Annotated in this window: 16 protein-coding genes and 5 pseudogenes; 11 read left to right on the top strand and 10 right to left on the bottom strand. The window is 50.7% G+C overall.

Features of this window, described 5'->3' with window-relative positions:
- Positions 1 to 37: 37 nt before the first annotated feature.
- From JCM16496_RS14410 to rpmH, 7 genes and pseudogenes are all read right to left on the bottom strand, one after another.
- Positions 38 to 424: a rhodanese-like domain-containing protein gene (locus JCM16496_RS14410; RefSeq protein ID WP_025835147.1), complete on the bottom strand. Its 387-nt coding sequence runs from the start codon at positions 422 to 424 to the stop codon at positions 38 to 40.
- Between the two features lie 13 nt (positions 425 to 437).
- Positions 438 to 1,106, bottom strand: a complete 669-nt coding sequence (locus JCM16496_RS14405) for a NigD1/NigD2 family lipoprotein (RefSeq protein WP_025835145.1) — start codon at positions 1,104 to 1,106, stop codon at positions 438 to 440.
- 4 nt (positions 1,107 to 1,110) lie between these two features.
- Positions 1,111 to 2,268, bottom strand: coding sequence for a 1-acyl-sn-glycerol-3-phosphate acyltransferase (locus tag JCM16496_RS14400; RefSeq protein ID WP_025835143.1), 1,158 nt, complete (start codon positions 2,266 to 2,268; stop codon positions 1,111 to 1,113).
- A gap of 5 nt (positions 2,269 to 2,273) precedes the next feature.
- Positions 2,274 to 3,254 carry a D-alanine--D-alanine ligase gene (locus JCM16496_RS14395; protein ID WP_025835142.1) on the bottom strand — a complete coding sequence of 327 codons (981 nt, stop codon included), beginning with the start codon at positions 3,252 to 3,254 and terminating at the stop codon, positions 2,274 to 2,276.
- Positions 3,251 to 4,200: pseudogene (locus tag JCM16496_RS14390) on the bottom strand (RluA family pseudouridine synthase). Before JCM16496_RS14390 ends, JCM16496_RS14395 begins: the two are co-directional and overlap by 4 nt.
- Positions 4,201 to 4,373: 173 nt before the next feature.
- Positions 4,374 to 5,020: pseudogene (locus tag JCM16496_RS14385) on the bottom strand (PASTA domain-containing protein).
- 170 nt (positions 5,021 to 5,190) lie between these two features.
- Positions 5,191 to 5,352, bottom strand: a complete 162-nt coding sequence (gene rpmH, locus JCM16496_RS14375; RefSeq protein WP_004292199.1) for a 50S ribosomal protein L34 — start codon at positions 5,350 to 5,352, stop codon at positions 5,191 to 5,193.
- A gap of 194 nt (positions 5,353 to 5,546) precedes the next feature.
- On the opposite strand from rpmH, the gene efp reads away from it, so the two are divergent.
- The 7 genes and pseudogenes from efp (at position 5,547) to JCM16496_RS14340 (ending at position 11,629) form a co-directional block, all read left to right on the top strand.
- Positions 5,547 to 6,113, top strand: coding sequence for an elongation factor P (efp, locus tag JCM16496_RS14370; RefSeq protein WP_005825176.1), 567 nt, complete (start codon positions 5,547 to 5,549; stop codon positions 6,111 to 6,113).
- A 141-nt stretch (positions 6,114 to 6,254) separates the two neighbouring features.
- Positions 6,255 to 7,244: a glycosyltransferase family 2 protein gene (locus JCM16496_RS14365; RefSeq protein WP_025835138.1), complete on the top strand. Its 990-nt coding sequence runs from the start codon at positions 6,255 to 6,257 to the stop codon at positions 7,242 to 7,244.
- 28 nt (positions 7,245 to 7,272) lie between these two features.
- Positions 7,273 to 7,959: a RadC family protein gene (gene radC, locus JCM16496_RS14360; protein WP_025835136.1), complete on the top strand. Its 687-nt coding sequence runs from the start codon at positions 7,273 to 7,275 to the stop codon at positions 7,957 to 7,959.
- Positions 7,960 to 8,309: 350 nt separating this feature from the next.
- Positions 8,310 to 8,621 carry a metal-sulfur cluster assembly factor gene (locus tag JCM16496_RS14355; RefSeq protein WP_025835135.1) on the top strand — a complete coding sequence of 104 codons (312 nt, stop codon included), beginning with the start codon at positions 8,310 to 8,312 and terminating at the stop codon, positions 8,619 to 8,621.
- Positions 8,622 to 8,655: 34 nt separating this feature from the next.
- A pseudogene (locus JCM16496_RS14350) lies at positions 8,656 to 9,419 on the top strand (UDP-2,3-diacylglucosamine diphosphatase).
- 41 nt (positions 9,420 to 9,460) lie between these two features.
- Complete coding sequence (locus JCM16496_RS14345; protein WP_025835133.1) at positions 9,461 to 11,317, top strand: serine hydrolase domain-containing protein; 1,857 nt, start codon at positions 9,461 to 9,463, stop codon at positions 11,315 to 11,317.
- A 99-nt stretch (positions 11,318 to 11,416) separates the two neighbouring features.
- Entirely contained in the window at positions 11,417 to 11,629 is a 213-nt protein-coding gene (locus tag JCM16496_RS14340; protein ID WP_025835131.1) for a hypothetical protein, read from the top strand.
- 98 nt (positions 11,630 to 11,727) lie between these two features.
- Here the strand turns inward: JCM16496_RS14340 and JCM16496_RS14335 are convergent, their stop codons facing one another.
- The 3 genes and pseudogenes from JCM16496_RS14335 to pta form a co-directional block, all read right to left on the bottom strand.
- Positions 11,728 to 13,128 carry an alkaline phosphatase gene (locus JCM16496_RS14335; protein WP_025835129.1) on the bottom strand — a complete coding sequence of 467 codons (1,401 nt, stop codon included), beginning with the start codon at positions 13,126 to 13,128 and terminating at the stop codon, positions 11,728 to 11,730.
- Positions 13,129 to 13,308: 180 nt separating this feature from the next.
- Positions 13,309 to 14,446, bottom strand: a pseudogene (locus tag JCM16496_RS14330) (acetate kinase).
- A 78-nt stretch (positions 14,447 to 14,524) separates the two neighbouring features.
- Positions 14,525 to 15,544 (bottom strand): phosphate acetyltransferase, encoded by a 1,020-nt coding sequence (pta, locus tag JCM16496_RS14325; protein WP_025835127.1) that lies wholly within the window; start codon positions 15,542 to 15,544, stop codon positions 14,525 to 14,527.
- Positions 15,545 to 15,869: 325 nt separating this feature from the next.
- Here pta and JCM16496_RS14320 point away from each other — a divergent pair, with 325 nt between their 5' ends.
- From JCM16496_RS14320 to JCM16496_RS14305, 4 genes and pseudogenes are all read left to right on the top strand, one after another.
- A complete protein-coding gene (locus JCM16496_RS14320; protein WP_025835126.1) occupies positions 15,870 to 16,208 on the top strand; it encodes a CidA/LrgA family protein in 339 nt (112 codons plus the stop codon).
- Positions 16,205 to 16,900: an LrgB family protein gene (locus tag JCM16496_RS14315; protein WP_025835124.1), complete on the top strand. Its 696-nt coding sequence runs from the start codon at positions 16,205 to 16,207 to the stop codon at positions 16,898 to 16,900. Before JCM16496_RS14320 ends, JCM16496_RS14315 begins: the two co-directional genes overlap by 4 nt.
- A gap of 53 nt (positions 16,901 to 16,953) precedes the next feature.
- Positions 16,954 to 17,867: pseudogene (locus tag JCM16496_RS14310) on the top strand (DUF2156 domain-containing protein).
- A gap of 42 nt (positions 17,868 to 17,909) precedes the next feature.
- Positions 17,910 to 18,926, top strand: a complete 1,017-nt coding sequence (locus JCM16496_RS14305; protein ID WP_025835122.1) for a GNAT family N-acetyltransferase — start codon at positions 17,910 to 17,912, stop codon at positions 18,924 to 18,926.
- Positions 18,927 to 18,928 lie beyond the last annotated feature (2 nt).

The raw sequence follows: 18,928 nt of genomic DNA, 5'->3' as shown, positions 1-18,928 counted from the left end.
AAGAAATTATGGCAAGTGCATTTCAGCCACATCGCCATTACTTTTCCACTTCCTTGCCCGCAGCTTCCCAGCTAATGAAGCCCTTGTCGAGCTCATAAACCGTATATCCTTTTTTGCCCAATATGGCAGCGGCCTTTTTACTGCGCTTACCACTACGACAATATACAGCAACCGGTTTGTCCTTCTGCAGAGTGGAGTCGGCCATCGTTTCAAACGACTCATCCAGCACATTGATATTGATACTGTGGGGCACGTGTCCTTCCGAGTATTCGGCAACAGTACGCACATCCAGAAGCTGCACCTCCGGATTGGCTATCAATGTGGAAAAGTCATCTACCGAAACAGACTTGAACTGTCCCTCTTTCTGCTGGCAGGAAAAGAGGGTGGTAAAAACAAGGCAAAGGCCCGCGAACAATGTTTTCATCGAATATTTCATTTTAATCAGGGTTATAAACAAAATCGTAAGTCTTGATGTCACCGGAATAAGTGTGCACACTGAAATGAAGCATAACCTTCTGTATACCCTCTGCCGCATACTGCCGCAAAGGTACGGAAGCGTAGGCACGCCGGGTATAAGAAGCCACCTCCTCCTTTGCGTCATGATACAGCGTCAGATATACTTCACTACACCCGGTAGCAGTATCCACAATCACTTCATCCTCAATAAAATGGAACTTATGCTCACCATTCTCCTTGACTATCAGTGTCATATTGAGATAGTTGAGTCCCATCCAGATACCCAGCACATCAGCAGGGTCTGTCTTGACGCCCTCCTCGAACTTGTCGGCCGTTTGGGGAGCGACAGAAAGAACACCGCTCAAGGCATACAGCACCGCACTGGCAGTTCCATCGGCAGTCACCTCCGAAGCATAATTACTGATGACACGTACCGAGGCGTTTGCCTCTATGTTCGTCTTTGTCTTGTCCTCCACTACCGGCAAGGTTTCCCCTTCATCTGTCACAACAGACTGCAGATAGCCGTCAGCCCCCGAAAAGGCAGTCAGGAACTCCAGCTTCACGGAAGGATAATGATAATCATCATCGCCACAACCAGCCAACAGACAGGCCAACAATGGCAAAAGCCACCAATCACAGTACTTCTTCATGTATTCATTCTTTTATAGCCGCCAGATAATTCTTCAACGGATTGGCATACATCAGCAGCATTTTTCCGCGCAGGAAGTCCACGTCCTTGTTAGGAATGGAGATACGCTCCAACTGTTGTTCTATATAGGTCGTGAAGCGCTGCTTATCCTCGGCAGTGTAATGGTCGGAAAAATCCTCCTTCCCCTCGAGAAGGTCGTGCGCCACATAATTATTGGGATACATCCGATAACCGGCATGAATGCGTTTGTCTACCAATGCAGACATGCGTGCAAAGAGTTCGGGCTTCGGAAGCGAGCGGTCCATCTTCGCCAGCTCGTCGTTTATGCAGGCAGCCACTTGGAAATGTACCCGCCCTTTATAGCCGAACAGTCCGGTCTGCATATTCAGCAAGTCGTCAGCCGTCGTTTTCTTATAGCCTTCAATGTCCCGTTTCAGTTGGAACTCCTGCGCTTTCAGAAAGTCGCAAGGGTCGTACTCATAGGAAATGGCAAGCGGGGCTATATTCATTTCCATCAGGCGGTCAATGACGTCGCCTTCACCGCCCATTGCCAGCATCTTCAGCACACTGTCCTGCGTACGGTCGTTGGAGTCCTTGGCACGCCCTTCGCGTTGTGCAATCCAGATAGACTGTTTCTTCTCACTGATGGTATGGTGCATATAGCGGGACATGCGTGCGGAAGCCTCCAGCATCTGGCGCATGGTCAACGCACGCTGCACGATGAAGGACTTGTTGACACGCACGAATTTCTTAATCCACGGATAGACAAGCAGGTTGTCGCCAATGGCTATCTCTACCGTATCCATACCCTGGTCTACCAAAAGAATGGACAAGAAGCCGGAATCGAGAATAATATCGCGATGGTTGGAGATATAGGTATACGCCGCCGACTTGTCTGCCGGCAACGCGGTATGGTCCAAAGTCAATCCATCCGTAGCCTCCTTCGCCAGCTTCCACAGAAGCCCATAGCAGAAGGTCTTCTGAAATTCCAGCTTGGTTTTACACGCGCGCATTTTCTGCGACCAGACTTCAAAAGGTACACCAGGCATCACAGTATCCACTGCCTGCCGGAACGCCGCATCGGCAATCAGTTCCTCATAGACTTGAGGAAGTTCCTCATCATGATAAGGACGGATTTCATCAAATTCTACGTTCGCATTCATAATGATTAATGATTAAACCTATTTTCTATAATATCTGTCATTACATCCTTCATCTCCATTCCGGCAGCACGAACCTGCTGGGGAATAAAGCTGGTGGCAGTCATTCCGGGGGTGGTATTCACCTCCAGCAGATTGATTTTTTCTCCTTCGGTGATGATGTAGTCCACACGGATAATGCCGTAGGCCCCGAGTATATCATAAATGGCAGAAGTCAGCGTCTGCACCCGGCGGGTCAAATCGTCCGAGATGCGGGCGGGAGTAATCTCATCGGACTCACCATTATACTTGGCTTCATAATCGAAGTACTCGTTGTGGCTCACCACCTCCGTAATGGGGAACACTACGGACTTGTCTTTTGTTTTGTAGCAGCCGCAGGTAATCTCGGTTCCGTCCATAAAGGCCTCCACCAGCACTTCCTGCGCTTCCACAAATGCCTTGGCTATGGCAGGTTGTATCTGCTCTTTCGCCGTCACCTTGGTCACGCCGAAGCTGGAACCTCCCAAGCTGGGCTTGATGAAGCAAGGCAGACCGATTTTCTCTATCACATCTTCATCCGTCACCGACTGTCCGCCGCGCAGCAACAACGATTCGGCAATGCGCACACCGAAACCTTTCAGATACTGGTTGCAGGCAAACTTATCGTACGTGAGCGACGCTGCCAGTACTCCGCAACACGAATAAGGGATATGGAGCATATCGAAATAGCCCTGCAGACGGCCGTCCTCACCCGGAGTTCCGTGGATAGTGATATAGGCAAAGTCGAATGTCACTTTCCCGCCATCCAGCATGAAGCTGAAGTCATTGCGGTCTACCGGAGCCTTAGCGCCGTCGGGCAGCTGTACATGCCAGTCCAGTCCGTGCATTTCTACAATATATAAGGTATACTTCTCCTTGTCGATGAAGGAGTAAATCCCCTGTGCACTACGCAGGGAGACGTGGAATTCGGAGGTATCTCCTCCGGCTACAATAGCAATCGTGCGTTTCATTCTAATTCTCTGTTACTGATATAGCCTCTCCATTTGTCTATCAGCCGGGTCATGTCATCGGGCAATTCCGAAGTGAAGTACATTTCTTCTCCGGTGACGGGATGCACAAACCCCAGCGTCATGGCATGCAATGCCTGCCGCGGACAAGTGTCGAAGCAGTTGTTTACAAATTGTTTGTATTTGGCGAAATGGGTTCCTTTCAGGATTTCGTGTCCGCCGTAACGTTCGTCGTTGAAAAGTATGTGTCCGATGTGCTTCATGTGCACACGGATTTGATGGGTACGTCCCGTTTCAAGGATACATTCCACCAATGTGACGTATCCCAAACGTTCAAGCACCCGGTAATGGGTGACGGCATGCTTTCCCTGGTCGTCGGGGAGGACGGTCATCTGCATGCGGTCTCTGGGATTACGGCCTATATTGCCGACAACGGTCCCTTCATCCTGCTCCACATTTCCCCAGACCAGCGCCCGGTAACGGCGTTTGGTCGTCTTGTTGAAGAACTGGCTGCGAGATTCGTCTTGGCATCCGGAGTCTTGGCTATCACCAGCAGGCCGGAGGTGTCCTTGTCGATGCGGTGCACCAGCCCCACATGCGGGTCATTGGCATCATAATCGGGATTATCCTTCATGTGCCAGGCTATGGCGTTGACAAGCGTACCGTGATAGTTGCCATGACCGGGGTGCACCACCAGACCGGCAGGTTTGTTCACTACCATCAGATACTTGTCCTCATATACTATATCAAGGGGGATGTCTTCGGGGATGACTTCATTCTCATAGCGTGGACGGTCCATCATCACAGTGATTACATCCATCGGCTTCACCTTATAGCTGCTTTTCACAGCCTTGCCGTTCGCCATCACGAAGCCTGCATCGGCAGCCTTCTGGATGCGGTTGCGCGAGGAGTTCGTCAGGCGGTCGAACAGATACTTGTCCACCCGCATCATCTCCTGCCCCTTGTCCACCACCACACGGAAGTGTTCATAGAGTTGCGCCTCGTCACCCACCGGTTCTACGTCGTCCAGCTCATCATTATCTATATCATCCGGCAATTCTTCTATCATCGCGGCATTTACAATTTGACAATTTACAATTTACGATTGGAGCCAGGTGTTTATCAGAACCAGGACTCGTCTGTTGCGGAGTCTTCGGACAACACGGGTTCAACGGTACCTCCCACGGAATCCACTCCCAAGGAGTCTGCCTTCAAGGCGCCTCCATCTCCCACTATCAGTGTCAGCACTGCGCCGGTGGGCACTTTCTCGCCGATGGAAAGCTGACGGCCCTTATACTTCACGCCATATACCCAGTCCTTCTCGCCCGGAATATACTGTATCTCGCCAGCTTGAAGCCCGAAGCCAGAATACGCGCTTCCGCCTGCCGCAGCGAACTGTTGTCCGCCACATCGGGCACTATGTGCAGAGGGACTTCAATCGTATTGATTGTAAGATAGATGGTACGTCCTTCCTTTACCTTTTGTCCGGCTGCCGGATTATATTCGAGGATGCAGCCGGCAGGAAGAGTCTTGACATAACTGGAATCCGAAACGATGCAGACCAAGCCGCGGTTACGGAACACTTTCTCGGCTTCCTCCACTCCCATGCCCTTCACATCAGGCACTATCACAGCCTCGCCGTGGCGGGTATATATATCCAGTCCTTTCAGCACCCCGAACAACAATCCCACTACCACAACGACCATCGCAAGGATGTTCGCCCAGAAGAACCTGTTCTGCCGGAAAGAGAAAAAATCTTTTATTGTCATAGTCGATAATGCATTATTTGGGGCAAAGATACAATTTTCACCACATAGTACACGGAGTTGGCAATAGTTTTTTCCGGAGAACCGGGCACAATCCAAAAGAAAAGCTGCAAAAGACCAGAATCAGTCTTTTGCAGCTCCCTTATTTCTTTAATACGAACGAGAACGGCCTATTATGCCTTTACTCCGTTGTATTCGTCAGAAACAGTCAGTTTCTTTCTGCCTTTAGCACGACGTGCTGCCAATACTCTGCGGCCGTTTGCTGTAGCCATTCTCTCACGGAAACCGTGTTTGTTCTTTCTCTTTCTGTTCGAGGGTTGAAATGTTCTTTTCATTACTGTATCTTGTTTTATGTTATTATTCTCACGAATTCGGGCTGCAAAAATAGGTACTTTTTTCAAATAAACCAAGAGATAACTCATTTTCTCTCAAAAGTTTTTGTGTTTTTTACCGATTTCCATTACTTTTGCACCCGCAAACCAGCACTAAAGAAGTAAATACCAATATAATAATATTAAAGACTATAAGTATGATTAATGCCCAAGACATTAAAATCGGAACTTGCATCCGTATGGACGGCAAGCTGTATTTCTGTATCGACTTCCTGCATGTAAAGCCGGGAAAAGGTAATACCTTCATGCGTACCAAACTGAAAGACGTGGTGAACGGCTACGTTTTGGAACGCCGTTTCAATATCGGTGAGAAGCTGGAAGACGTACGTGTAGAACGTCGTCCCCACCAATACCTCTATCATGACGGTGACAACTACCAATTCATGAACCAGGAGACTTTTGACCAGATTCCTATCGCCCACGACCTCATCAACGGCGTTGACTTCCTGCTCGAAGGAATGATAGTAGACGTGGTATCAGACGCTTCTACAGAAACCGTGCTCTATGCCGATGTACCCATCAAGGTTCAGCAGAAGATTACCTATACGGAGCCGGGACTGAAAGGCGACACTGCCACCAACACACTGAAGCCCGCTACCGTAGAATCCGGTGCAACGGTCCGCGTTCCTTTGTTCATCAACGAAGGAGAGACTATCGAAATCGATACGCGCGACGGCTCTTACGTAAGCCGTGTAAAGGCATAAGTTCTTTGGGAAATCCAATGCCCTTTTCATATCATCCCCGGTGCCGCTTGGCATCCGGGGATTTTTCTTGCCATTTATTCATCTGCAAAGCTTAAATGATATATCTTTGCGGAGATAATCAAAACATAGAGCCATACCCCAATGAGATACTCCGTCATCATCCCCGTATACAACCGCCCCGATGAGGTGGACGAACTGCTGCAAAGCCTGACGCAGCAAAGTTTCAAGGATTTTGAAGTGATTGTGGTGGAGGACGGCTCCTCCATCCCCTGCAAGCCGGTCACAGAAAAGTATCAAGAACTATTGGACGTGCATTACTATGACAAGCCCAACTCCGGCCCCGGGCAGACCCGTAACTACGGGGCGGAACGAAGCAAGGGCGAATACCTGATCATACTGGACTCGGACTGCATCCTGCCCGAAGGTTATTTCCTTGCTGTGGAAGAAGAGCTGCAGCACGAAACCGCCGATGCCTTCGGAGGCCCCGACCGCGCGCACGAATCATTCACAGACATACAGAAAGCCATCAACTACTCCATGACCTCCTTCTTCACCACCGGCGGTATCCGTGGGGGGAAGAAGAAGATGGACAAGTTCTATCCGCGCAGCTTCAACATGGGTGTGCGGCGGGAAGTGTACCAAGCCCTGGGCGGATTCTCGCGGATGCGCTTCGGGGAGGACATTGACTTCAGCATCCGAATCTTCAAGGGAGGATATACATGCCGGCTGTTCCCCGGCGCCTGGGTATACCACAAGCGACGGACAGACTTCCGGAAGTTCTTCAAGCAAGTACACAATTCCGGTATTGCCCGCATCAATCTGTACAAGAAGTATCCGGAATCGCTGAAACTCGTCCACCTGCTGCCGGCCGCATTTACTCTGGGAGTAGCCATATTCCTGCTGGGAGCGCCCGTCTGTCCGTACAGCCTGCTGCCCATCGCCCTTTATGCGCTTCTGGTATGCATGGACTCCACTATCCGGAACCGTAGCCTCAGTATCGGACTCTACTCCGTTGCCGCCTCCTTCATCCAGCTCATCGGATACGGGACGGGATTCCTGCGCGCCTGGTGGAACCGCTGCATACTTGGCAAGGACGAGTTCGAGGCGTTCAAAAAGAACTTTTACAAATAGGGATTAGGGATTAAGGATTAGGGATGATATGGAGAAACTGAATATCAACCAGTGGGCTGCAGAGGACCGCCCGCGGGAAAAGATGATGCAGAAAGGGGCGGAAGCCTTGAGCGATGCCGAACTGCTAGCCATCCTCATCGGCTCCGGCAATACGGAAGAAACCGCCGTGACACTGATGCAGCGCATACTCGCCGCCTGCGGCAACGACCTCAACCGCCTGGGCAAATGGGAGGTGCGGGACTTCTCCCGATTCAAAGGCATGGGCCCCGCCAAAAGCATCACCGTCATGGCATCCCTGGAACTGGGCAAACGCCGCAAGCTGCAGGAACGCTCCGGACATACTGCCATCCGCTCTTCCGCCGACATCTACGAGCTGTTCCATCCCCTGCTCTGCGACCTTGCCACAGAAGAGTTCTGGGTACTGCTTATGAACCACGCCGCCAAAGTGATAGACAAGGTACGCATCAGCCGCGGCGGCATCGACCAGACCACCGCCGACGTGCGCAGCATCCTGCGCGAAGCCCTGCTGCAACGCGCCACACAGATAGCCCTTATCCACAACCATCCCTCCGGCAACCCGCACCCCAGCAACGACGACCGGCGGCTGACGGAACTCGTGAGGAAAGCCGCCCAAACCATGAACATACACCTGACCGACCACGTCATCGTCACGGACGGAAGCCATTACAGCTTCAACGACGAAGGATTGCTATAAACAATCCAAGTTACGGACATACTATACGAAAGACAAAAGCGGTCATAGCACTAACTATCAACACATTGTATTTACCTGCTATTTACCAGCTAATGTAAAAGCCGTTACCGCAGCATGTAAACGCCTTTACCCTATATTGTAACGCCCTTTACCACATATTGTAAAGGCCTTTACCGCGTATTGTAAAAGGAGTTTCCCCAGGGGTAAAGGGAGTTCCCCCCAGAAGGTGAAGCATGTTCACCCACCGTCAAACCCTCCCCGAAGTAATGAAAAGGAGGGCGTTCCTTTGCATTTTCAATTAAATTCCATAGCTTTGTTCTTTGAAAACCTATATATAAAACCCTACGAATATGACCAGATTTGAAATAGAAGAGAAAATTGTCTCCATGCTCAAGACCGTATATGACCCCGAAATACCGGTCAACGTATACGACCTGGGACTGATTTACAAAATAGACGTCTCCGACCAGGGAGAAGCCTCCATCGACATGACGCTGACTGCCCCCAACTGTCCGGCAGCCGACTTCATCATGGAAGATGTGCGCCAGAAGGTGGAATCCATCGACGGCGTAACCTCCGCCACCATCAATCTCGTCTTCGAACCCGAGTGGGACAAGGACATGATGAGCGAAGAAGCGAAACTGGAGCTGGGATTCCTTTAGGAAAATTGACAGTTGACAATTGATAATTGACAATATGAAGAATGTATATTTCCTCTCGGATGCTCACCTGGCTCACGAGCCATCGAACACGGACGAACCCAAGAACGGAGGCTGGTCAACTTCTTGGACAGCATCAAGCACAAGGCATCGGCCGTATACCTGCTGGGAGACATGTTCGACTTCTGGTACGAATTCCGTACCGTAGTGCCCAAAGGCTACACCCGCTTTCTGGGCAAGCTGTCCGAACTGACCGACCTGGGAGTGGAAGTCCACTTTTTCACGGGGAACCATGACCTTTGGTGTGGCGACTATCTGACCAAGGAGTGCGGCGTCATGATACACCGCAAACCGCTGACCACCGAAATCTTCGGAAAAGAGTTCTACCTTGCCCACGGCGACGGGCTGGGCGACCCGGACAAGAAGTTCAAGATGCTGCGCGCCATGTTCCGCAGCCGTACCCTACAGACGCTGTTCTCTGCCCTGCACCCCCGCTGGAGCATGGAGCTGGGACTGAACTGGGCCAAGCACAGCCGCTTGAAACGCATAGACGGGAAAGAACCCGAATACATGGGAGAAAATAACGAATACCTGGTGCTCTACACCAAGGAATACCTGAAAAGCCATCCCAACATCAACTACTTCATCTACGGTCACCGCCACATCGAACTGGACCTGATGCTGAGCAGTACCGCCCGCATCCTCATCCTCGGCGACTGGATAAACTACTTCTCGTACGCCGTCTTCGACGGCGAGAACCTCTTCCTTGAGAATTTTGTGGAGGGAGAGACAAAGCTATAGCCTGCATTTCCAGACTGTTAACCATCATACCATTACCACCCATGAAACCTTTAAGACTGAAAAACATGATTGCCGGATGCCTGCTCGCAGCAGGAGCATTGCCGGTATGGGGACAATCTGGCGCCCCGACACTTGTCATCCGCATTGACGATCTCGGCGCCCTGCATTCCGTCAACGAAGCCTGCATCCAGACCTACCGCTCGGGTATTGCCCGCAGCGTGGAAGTGATGCCCGTAGCAGCCTGGTATCCGGAAGCCATCAAGATGTTGAAAGAAAATCCGGGACTGGACGTCGGCCTGCACCTCGTCATCACCAGCGAGTGGGAGAACGTGAAGTGGCGTCCGCTGACCCAATGCCCCAGCCTGACGGACGAGAACGGCTATTTCTACCCGATGATGTTCCCTAACCCCGCCTATCCGGGACAGTCCATCATGGAGCAGAAATGGGACATCAAGGAGATAGAGCAGGAGTTCCGCGCGCAGATAGAGACGACGCTGAAAAGCATTCCGCAACTCAGCCATCTGTCCGGACACATGCTCTCCACCGGTTTCAGCAAAGAAGTGAACGAGCTAGTGCAACGGCTCGCCAAAGAATACAACCTGCCGTCCATCGACCGCATGGACTCCTCCAAGGACTACCGGTTTACCTACATCGGGTACGACGGCCCCAAAAGAACCGCCGAAGAAAAAGAGGCCAGCTTCATCAAGGCATTGGAGAAGTTGCAACCGGGCCAGCGCTACCTTTTCTTAGACCACCCGGCACTGGACAACGATGAAATGAAAACCGTCTTCCACGTCGGATATGAGGACGTGGCACTGGACCGCCAGGGAGTGACCGACCTGCTGACAAGCCCCCGTGTCCGGAAAGCCATCGAGGACAAAGGCATAAAGCTGATTTCCATCAACCAACTGACCAAGGGCCTGCCCCGCGCCGCCGCTACTCCGAAGCTGGACAAGGCCATGAACAGATACCTGGATGCCGTAAAGAAAGCCGGGCAAGACCTGCACAGTATCATGATTGTGCAACACGGCAATGTCATTGCCGAAGAATGGATGGGCGAAGGGAAAGAGGATGAGCCTCACATCCTGAACTCCGTCAGCAAGACATTCACCGCCACCGCCGTGGGACTTGCCGCCTCCGAAGGCAGGCTGAAGCTGACGGACAAGGTCATCTCCTTCTTCCCCGACAAGCTTCCGGCAACCGTCAGCGAAAATCTGGCAGCCATGACCGTACGCGACCTGCTGACCATGAACTGCGGGCACGACACCGACCCCACCGGAACGGTACGCAAAAAGGCGGACGCCGATTGGGTGCAGGAGTTCCTTGCCTTCCCCGTAGAGCACAAGCCCGGTACCTTCTACACCTACAACAGCCTGGGAACCTACATGCTCTCGGCCATCGTACAGAAAGTAACGGGTGAGAAGGTAGTGGATTATCTCTATCCCCGTCTGTTCCGCCCGCTTGGCATCGTCAACGCCCGGTGGCAGGAAAGCCCGCAAGGCATCAATACCGGAGGCTGGGGGTTGTACCTCAAAACGGAAGACCTTGCCAAGATGGGACAACTGTTCCTGCAGAAAGGAAACTGGAACGGACAGCAGATTCTGCCCGAAGAATGGGTAAAGGAGGCATCTGCCTGCCAAGTGCCCTCACTGCCCGCCGGCATGAAACCGGAGATGCTGGAGAAAGCGAAGATGAGCGCCAAGACAAGCGACTGGCTGCAGGGCTACGGCTACCAGATGTGGCGCTGCCGCCACAACGCCTACCGTGCCGATGGCGCCAACGGACAATACATACTGGTGTTGCCGGACAAGGATGCCGTCATTGCCGTCACCGCCAACATCCCCGACATGCAGGCAGAGCTGAATCTAATATGGAAGTACCTGCTGCCCGCGCTATAAAACGTTTATTCTTATAAATGATTACGAAAAAGTGAAGGTTACCGGAACTTTTTCCCGGCATGGTTGTAGTAACATCATAACATTAAAAACATTAGCGTCATGGATGATATGATTTACAGAAACGACCCGATTGCCGAAGAGAACATAGACCCGCACGGACGTCCGGCAACGGATGAATTCGAGGAATGGAGCGAAGAGGTCTCCGAACGGACAGATACCGGATACAAGGACCAGAAAGTAAAATCCGCCAAGGAACGGAAGAAACGTATCCGGGAGATGGATGAAATTATAAAGAAGGACCTTAAGGAATAGTCACCACAGATTACACGGATTCTCACAGATTAGTCTCTTATACTTGATATCAGAGCTTTCAATCTGTGAGAATCCGTGTAATCTGTGGTGACCTTTTATTATTTGTATCCGCCAGCCTTGGCTATGCGTTTCGGGATTTCCGTGTTGTCCATCTTACCCACGAACAGCTTGGAGCCTGCACCTACTGCGAATACCGGCACATATCCGGCTGTATGGCCACCGCTGGTCCAGCCTACCATGGCAATCTGGCTCATCACCTTCTTGGCGACAACAGCCAAAGGCTCAGTTTTGGCATACAGGCTTTCTTCAAACACAACGTGTTTCTTCACGAACGACTCTTCAAAAGCGTCACGCAACATTTTTTCCTGTTCCCAGCTCACCGGAACCTCTTTCCAGAAGCCCATCTTCTCGCCCAGGAACTCCTTCATTTCCGGCCAGTTGATAACCTTGCGCATCTTGCGTAAGTCCGTGATGGAACGTGAAAGGATATCCTGAGACTGCTTCTGCTTGGCAAGGGCTTTCAGTTGAAGCTCGTACTTACCGGTACCCAGACCCAGACCGCCGGTTTCATGGTCGGCAGTTACCACAATCAGCGTTTCTTTGGGATGCTTCTTATAGAACTCGTAAGCCACCTTGATGGCGTTGTCCATATCCACCACTTCCTCAAAGACTGTGGCAGGGTCGTTTCCGTGGCAGGCCCAGTCAATCTTTCCACCCTCAACCATCAGGAAGAACCCCTTGTTACTGCCTTTGGTCAGGAAAGAGATGGCGCTCTCGGTAATTTCGGCCAGTGTCAGGTCACCTTCCCGGCGGTCGATGGCATAGGGAAGGCAATCAGGAGCAGCCCCCTCTTTCTGGATAAGAATCATCTTGTCCGCCTGGGCAGACTTCGACTTGTATTCGTCAAGGCCTCTTGCAACGGTATAGCCGGCTTCTTCAAAGATAGGGAAGATGCTCGGAGCCTCTTTCTTGTCGGCAGTGGTAGTCGGTTTCAAGAAGCCGCCGCCTGCATAGAAGTCGAAACCGGCTTTCGGCAGGTCGAGGGCTATCTCGTAATACATACTACGGTTCGGCTGGTGGGCATAGAATGCGGCGGGAGTAGCATGGTCTACGCTGACGCTGGTAGTTACCCCGACTTTCTTACCGGACTTTTTGGCTCTCTCGGCCACACTCTGGAGAACACTCTTGTTATCGTCCATACCGATGGCGCCGTTGTAGGTCTTTGCACCGGTAGCCAGGGCTGTTCCGGCAGCAGAAGAGTCGGTCACAGAGTTGGTGGCAGAGAAGGTTGTCGCCATGCTGGCAACCGGGAAAGAAGTGAACAGCAAAGGCTTTACACCGATGCGCCCTTCTTGTTCGGCCAGATACATCTCCGTACCGTTCACCTGGTTCACACCCATTCCATCACCGATGAAATAAAACACGTACTTCGCCTGCTGGGCATAGGCCATGCCGCTGGTCAGCAGTACAAAGAACAACACATACATTAATCGTTTCATAAGCAGTTCTTATTTAAAGTTATTCGAAAAATTGCCTTTATTATTTTTAACCGAGTAACAAAGATAGGTATTTTAAAGGATTCGGAAAACATTTCGCCCCTACAAATACATTACATACTTGCAGGGGCGAAACCACATCCGGACTCCGGGAAGCCGGAACCGGGAGATATTGCAATGATATTACTTCTTCAGAATATCCATCGTGTCCGAAGCAATCATCAGTTCCTCGTCAGTAGGGATTACCACCACTTTCACCTGAGAATCTTCGGCAGAGATTACCATTTCTTCACCGCGTACTTTGTTCTTCTCGCATCCAGCTTTATGCCCATGAATTCCAGGCCTTCGCATGCACCCCAGCGGGCACTTGCCTGATTTTCGCCAACACCACCGGTAAATACAACGATATCCACACCCCCCAAAGCAGCGGCATAGGCACCGATATATTTCTTGATACGGTAGAAGTACATTTCTTCAGCCAGGACAGCCTTCGGATTGCCGGCAGCTACGGCATTTTCCAGGTCGCGCATGTCACTGGATTCACCGAAGATACCCAGCACACCGCTCTTCTTGTTCAGCAGGTTGGAGATGCCGTTGGCATCCAGACCCTCTTTCTCCATGATGAAAGAAACGGCACCGGCATCGATATCACCACTACGGGTACCCATCATCAGACCTTCCAGCGGGGTCAAGCCCATGCTGGTGTCTACACACTTGCCGTCCTTGATGGCAGTAATGGAACCGCCGTTTCCGATGTGGCAAGTGATGATTTTCTTTCCTTCCGGCTCTACACCCAGGAACTCGCAGACGCGCTGTGATACATAGCGGTGTGAGGTTCCGTGGAAACCGTAACGGCGTACGCCGTACTTCTCATACAGTTCGTAAGGCACGGCATACATATAAGCGTGCTTCGGCATGGTCTGGTGGAAAGCCGTATCGAACACACCAATCTGCGGAACATCAGGCAGAATGGCAGAGATTGCATTTACACCCTTCAAGTTGGCAGGATTGTGGAGCGGAGCCAGGTCGTTGCAGGCAGTGAAGGCGGCAAGCACTTCCGGCGTCAGCCGTACAGACTCGCTGAACTTTTCGCTCCATGCACCATACGGTGACCTACGGCATTGATTTCGTCCAAAGACTTGATGGCTCCATATTCAGGGCTTGTCAAGGTGTTCAGGATAAATTCCACACCTACGGTATGCTCTGGAATGTCCTTCTCAAGAACTTTCTTCTCGCCACTGGGCAAGGTGAACTTCAGGAAAGAGTCCTTCAAACCTATTTTTTCGATACCACCCTGGGCGATAACTTCTTTCCGGTCCATATCAAACAATTTGTATTTGATGGACGAGCTACCGCAGTTCAATACTAAGATTTTCATACTATATATCAGATTTAAAAGTTATTCGGCATTCTTTTTGGCAGCAATGGCCTGGTTGGCAGTGATGGCGATCATGCGGTACACATCCTCGATGGAGCAACCGCGTGAAAGGTCGTTCACCGGACGGGCGATACCTTGCAGGATAGGTCCTACTGCATCGGCATGTCCCAGACGTTGCACCAGTTTGTAGGAGATGTTGCCCACTTCGAGACTGGGGACAACCAGTACGTTGGCATGTCCGGCGATAGAAGAACCCGGAGCCTTGCTTGCACCTACTTCCGGCACCAAAGCTGCATCGGCCTGCAACTCACCGTCGATGGCGATGTCGGGAGCTATCTCCTTGGCAATCTTCAATGCCTCGACCACTTTATCCACCACTTCGTGCTTGGCAGAGCCCTTGGTAGAAAAGCTCAGCAATGCCACTTTCGGGTCAAGGCCGGCAACTGCCTGGGCTGTACGTGCCGTACATACGGCAATCTGTGCCAACTGCGAAGCATCGGGCACCGGAGTCACAGCCACGTCACCCATCACCAGGATACCGTTCTTTCCATATTCAGGAGCATGTGTCAGCAGCAGCATGGCACCCGAAACGCAAGTGATGCCCGGGGAAGTCTTGATAATCTGCAAAGCAGGGCGGAGTACATTACCCGTAGTGTTGCGTGCACCTGCCAACTGGCCGTCAGCATCGCCATTCTTTATAATCAGGCAGCCCAGATAAAGCGGATCGACAACCAGCTTGCGAGCCTCTTCGATGGTCATGCCTTTCTTTTTGCGGAGCTCGCAAAGCAGCTGGGCATATTCTTCTTTCTTAGGATGGTCTTCCGGGTCGATAATGGTAGCCTTGTTTATATTTCCCAGCCCCCACTCTTTGGCACAAGCCTCTATCTCGGCAGGTTTTCCAAGAATAATCAAGTCGGCTACTCCGTCAGTCAGGATTTGATTGGCAGCTTTCAGTGTACGCTCTTCCGTACCCTCGGGAAGAACAATTCGTTGGCGGTTTGCTTTGGCACGCTCAACAATTTCGTTAATTAATCTTTGCATGATATTTTAATTGTCTATTAAGAATCGGCAGTATGTGTTATTCACGCCGCAAAAGTACACAATTTTGCAATATCTACATTGCAAACATCGGTCTTTTTACCGTTCAGACCATAATTATTATAATATTTAACATTAGGTATTCCTGATATTCGTGTGTGCGCACACGTACCCCTCTGCAACAAACAATTACCCGTCCGGCAGGGACAACTCACCCGACTCTACAAACGATATGAAAAAAATCAGGATACAACGATAACAAGCAATACATAGAATACCTACCTTTGCAGCGTTTTCAACGTGTAACAATAGGTATTATAATAATAGTATGATTCGTCAATGCGCCATCCTTTTCGGATGCTTAGCTTTGGGTGAACTGATTGTTTTCTTTACGGGTATCAAGTTACCTTCCAGCATCATCGGTATGCTGTTGCTCACCCTATTCTTGAAATTGAGTTGGATTAAACTGCACTGGGTGCAGGGCATGTCCGACTTTCTGGTTGCCAACCTGGGCTTCTTCTTCGTACCGCCCGGTGTAGCTCTCATGCTCTATTTCGACATCATCGCCGCCGAATTCTGGCCGATAGTGACCGCTTCCGTAATCAGCACCCTGCTGGTGATTGTAGTCACCGGATGGGTTCACCAACTAACACGTAAAATCAAATGAACTTCTTAGAAAACGAATTTTTCCTACTTACCATCACCTTCGGCATCTTCTTTCTTGCCAAACTCCTGCAAAAGAAGACCGGCATCATGCTGCTGAACCCTATCCTGCTGACAATTGCCATCCTCATTGTCTTCCTGAAGATGACACATATCAGTTATGAAACCTACAATGAAGGGGGACATCTGATAGAATTCTGGCTGAAACCCGCTGTTGTGGCCCTAGGAGTACCCCTGTACCTCCAATTGGAAACGATTAAGAAACAGCTGTTCCCCATCATGCTGTCACAGCTTGCCGGCTGCATTGTGGGAGTTATCTCTGTCGTACTGATAGCTAAACTGATGGGGGCTTCCGACGAGATTATCTACTCCCTGGCTCCCAAGTCGGTCACTACACCGATAGCCATGGAAGTAACCAAATCGCTGGGCGGCATTCCCTCACTTACCGCCGCCGTAGTGGTCTGTGTAGGCTTGCTGGGAGGAATACTGGGCTTCAAGACCATGAAACTGACCCACATCGGCAGTCCTATGGCACAAGGCCTTTCCTTGGGAGCCGCCGCACACGCGGTAGGAACTTCCACAGCCATGGACATCAGCTGCAAATACGGTGCATTCGCCAGCCTCGGCCTGACCCTGAACGGTATCTTCACTGCATTGTTGACCCCAACCATCCTGAGATTATTAGGGCTACTCTAACAAAACCTTCCTATTTTTGTTATCTATAATCATAACCAATTAAACAACAACGTATGATTCCATTTAAAGATATCGAGTTGCAAGACAAAGAACTTATTACCTCCTATACACAGAACAGTCCGCAGCGGAATTGTGACCTCTCATTCTCCAACCTGTGCAGTTGCGCTTTCTATACAACACGAAGTTTGCCATCATGGACGGCTTCCTCCTATTGAAATTCTGGGCAAACAATGAACTGGTGTACATGATGCCGATAGGCAACGGAGATTTGACAAAAGTACTGGACGCACTGGTCGAAGACGCACACCGGGAAGGGGAACCTTTCTGCCTGCTGGGGATATGCTCGGGCATGTGCTCGGAACTGGAAGCCTTCATGCCCGGAAAATTCCAGTTCACAGCAGACCGCGACTATGCCGATTACCTCTATCTGCGTACAGACCTCGCCACGCTTGCCGGAAAGAAATTCCAGGCCAAACGGAATCATGTCAACAAATTCAAACGCACTTATAATTACGAATATACTCCCATCACTCCCGACCGTATCCAGGAATGTCTGGACCTGGAAGCTGAATGGTGTAAGGCCAACAACTGCGACCAGCATGAAGGAACGGGCAACGAACGTCGCGCACTGGTCTACGCCCTCCACAATTTTGAAGAGCTGGGATTGACCGGAGGTATCCTGCATGTAGACGGCAAAATTGCCGCCTTCACTTTCGGCATGCCCATCAACCAAGATACCTTCGGGGTACATGTGGAAAAGGCCGATACCAGCATAGACGGAGCGTACGCAATGATTAACTATGAATTTGCCAACCATATCCCCGAACAATATGTCTACCTCAACCGTGAAGAGGATTTGGGTATTGAAGGATTGCGCAAGGCCAAACTTTCGTACCAGCCTGCCATTATTCTGGAAAAATACGTGGCATGCCTGAAGTCGGAACCGGTAGAAGCCATCAAGTGGTGAGAGTAAAGATTAGGGATTAGGGATTAAAAGGATAAGGGATTGATGATACGGGAAAAGGTAAAAAATTTATGGAAGCTCTGTTTCAATGATAGCGACGAATTTACTGAACTGTATTTTCGGCTCCGCTACAACAATGATATCAATATTGCCATCCAAAGCGGCGAAGAAGTGATTGCCGCCCTACAGATGTTGCCTTATCCTATGACGTTCGAAGGAAAAGATATTCATACGGCCTATATATCCGGCGCTTGTACACACCCTGATTACCGTAACCGGGGCGTAATGCACGAGCTGTTATCACAAGCCTTTGCACGGATGCTACACAATAATGTCGCCTTATCCACCCTGATACCGGCAGAGCCGTGGCTGTTCGACTACTATGTCCGCAGCGGTTATGCGCCCGTATTCCGCTATGTCGAAGAGACCTTTATCTCTTCAGGCACACCGGTAGCCGATACGGACCTTACTCTGGAAATGTCTGCCGAATATACTGAAAAAAGATATGAATATCTCGACCGGAAATTGCGGGAGCGCCCTTGCTGCATTCAGCATACGGAAGAGGATTTCCAGGTTATCATTGCCGATTTACAACTGGGGCAGGGCTTCGTTGGCACTTTGAACAATGGGGAGGAAATCGTGGCTTTGGCCATTGCCTATCCGATAGGGAAAGACAACTGGCGCATTGGAGAAATCGTGTCGGATACTCCCGCAACAAAAACCTTGCTGCTTCAACATATCTGCCAACGCCTGAATCTTCCGTCCATCCGGCTCCTCACCCCTCCCGCTACCGGTGAAAGCCAACTTTTGGGCATGGCACGCATCATCAATGCCAAAACCATGCTGCAACTCTATGCTACGGCCCATCCGGAACAGGAACTCAGCATTCATCTCACCGATGAACAGGTCAGTGCCAATAACGGCTACTACTACCTGAACAATGGCAAATGTATGAATAGTGCCAAGCGTCTGCCGGGCAGCCACTTGGCACTTACAATCGGTGAACTCACCGAAAAAATATTTGCAACATCAAGCCCATATATGAGCCTGATGTTGAACTAGCA

Source organism: Bacteroides rodentium JCM 16496 (assembly GCF_000614125.1).
Taxonomy (GTDB): Bacteria; Bacteroidota; Bacteroidia; order Bacteroidales; family Bacteroidaceae; genus Bacteroides; species Bacteroides rodentium.
This window is presented reverse-complemented; position numbering and strand designations above follow the sequence as displayed.

Coding starts and splice junctions, on each gene's coding strand:
- JCM16496_RS14410 (WP_025835147.1), bottom strand. CDS start 424: ATGAAAACATTGTTCGCGGGCCTTTGCCTTGTTTTTACCACCCTCTTT.
- JCM16496_RS14405 (WP_025835145.1), bottom strand. CDS start 1,106: ATGAAGAAGTACTGTGATTGGTGGCTTTTGCCATTGTTGGCCTGTCTG.
- JCM16496_RS14400 (WP_025835143.1), bottom strand. CDS start 2,268: ATGAATGCGAACGTAGAATTTGATGAAATCCGTCCTTATCATGATGAG.
- JCM16496_RS14395 (WP_025835142.1), bottom strand. CDS start 3,254: ATGAAACGCACGATTGCTATTGTAGCCGGAGGAGATACCTCCGAATTC.
- rpmH (WP_004292199.1), bottom strand. CDS start 5,352: ATGAAAAGAACATTTCAACCCTCGAACAGAAAGAGAAAGAACAAACAC.
- efp (WP_005825176.1), top strand. CDS start 5,547: ATGATTAATGCCCAAGACATTAAAATCGGAACTTGCATCCGTATGGAC.
- JCM16496_RS14365 (WP_025835138.1), top strand. CDS start 6,255: ATGAGATACTCCGTCATCATCCCCGTATACAACCGCCCCGATGAGGTG.
- radC (WP_025835136.1), top strand. CDS start 7,273: ATGGAGAAACTGAATATCAACCAGTGGGCTGCAGAGGACCGCCCGCGG.
- JCM16496_RS14355 (WP_025835135.1), top strand. CDS start 8,310: ATGACCAGATTTGAAATAGAAGAGAAAATTGTCTCCATGCTCAAGACC.
- JCM16496_RS14345 (WP_025835133.1), top strand. CDS start 9,461: ATGAAACCTTTAAGACTGAAAAACATGATTGCCGGATGCCTGCTCGCA.
- JCM16496_RS14340 (WP_025835131.1), top strand. CDS start 11,417: ATGGATGATATGATTTACAGAAACGACCCGATTGCCGAAGAGAACATA.
- JCM16496_RS14335 (WP_025835129.1), bottom strand. CDS start 13,128: ATGAAACGATTAATGTATGTGTTGTTCTTTGTACTGCTGACCAGCGGC.
- pta (WP_025835127.1), bottom strand. CDS start 15,544: ATGCAAAGATTAATTAACGAAATTGTTGAGCGTGCCAAAGCAAACCGC.
- JCM16496_RS14320 (WP_025835126.1), top strand. CDS start 15,870: ATGATTCGTCAATGCGCCATCCTTTTCGGATGCTTAGCTTTGGGTGAA.
- JCM16496_RS14315 (WP_025835124.1), top strand. CDS start 16,205: ATGAACTTCTTAGAAAACGAATTTTTCCTACTTACCATCACCTTCGGC.
- JCM16496_RS14305 (WP_025835122.1), top strand. CDS start 17,910: ATGATACGGGAAAAGGTAAAAAATTTATGGAAGCTCTGTTTCAATGAT.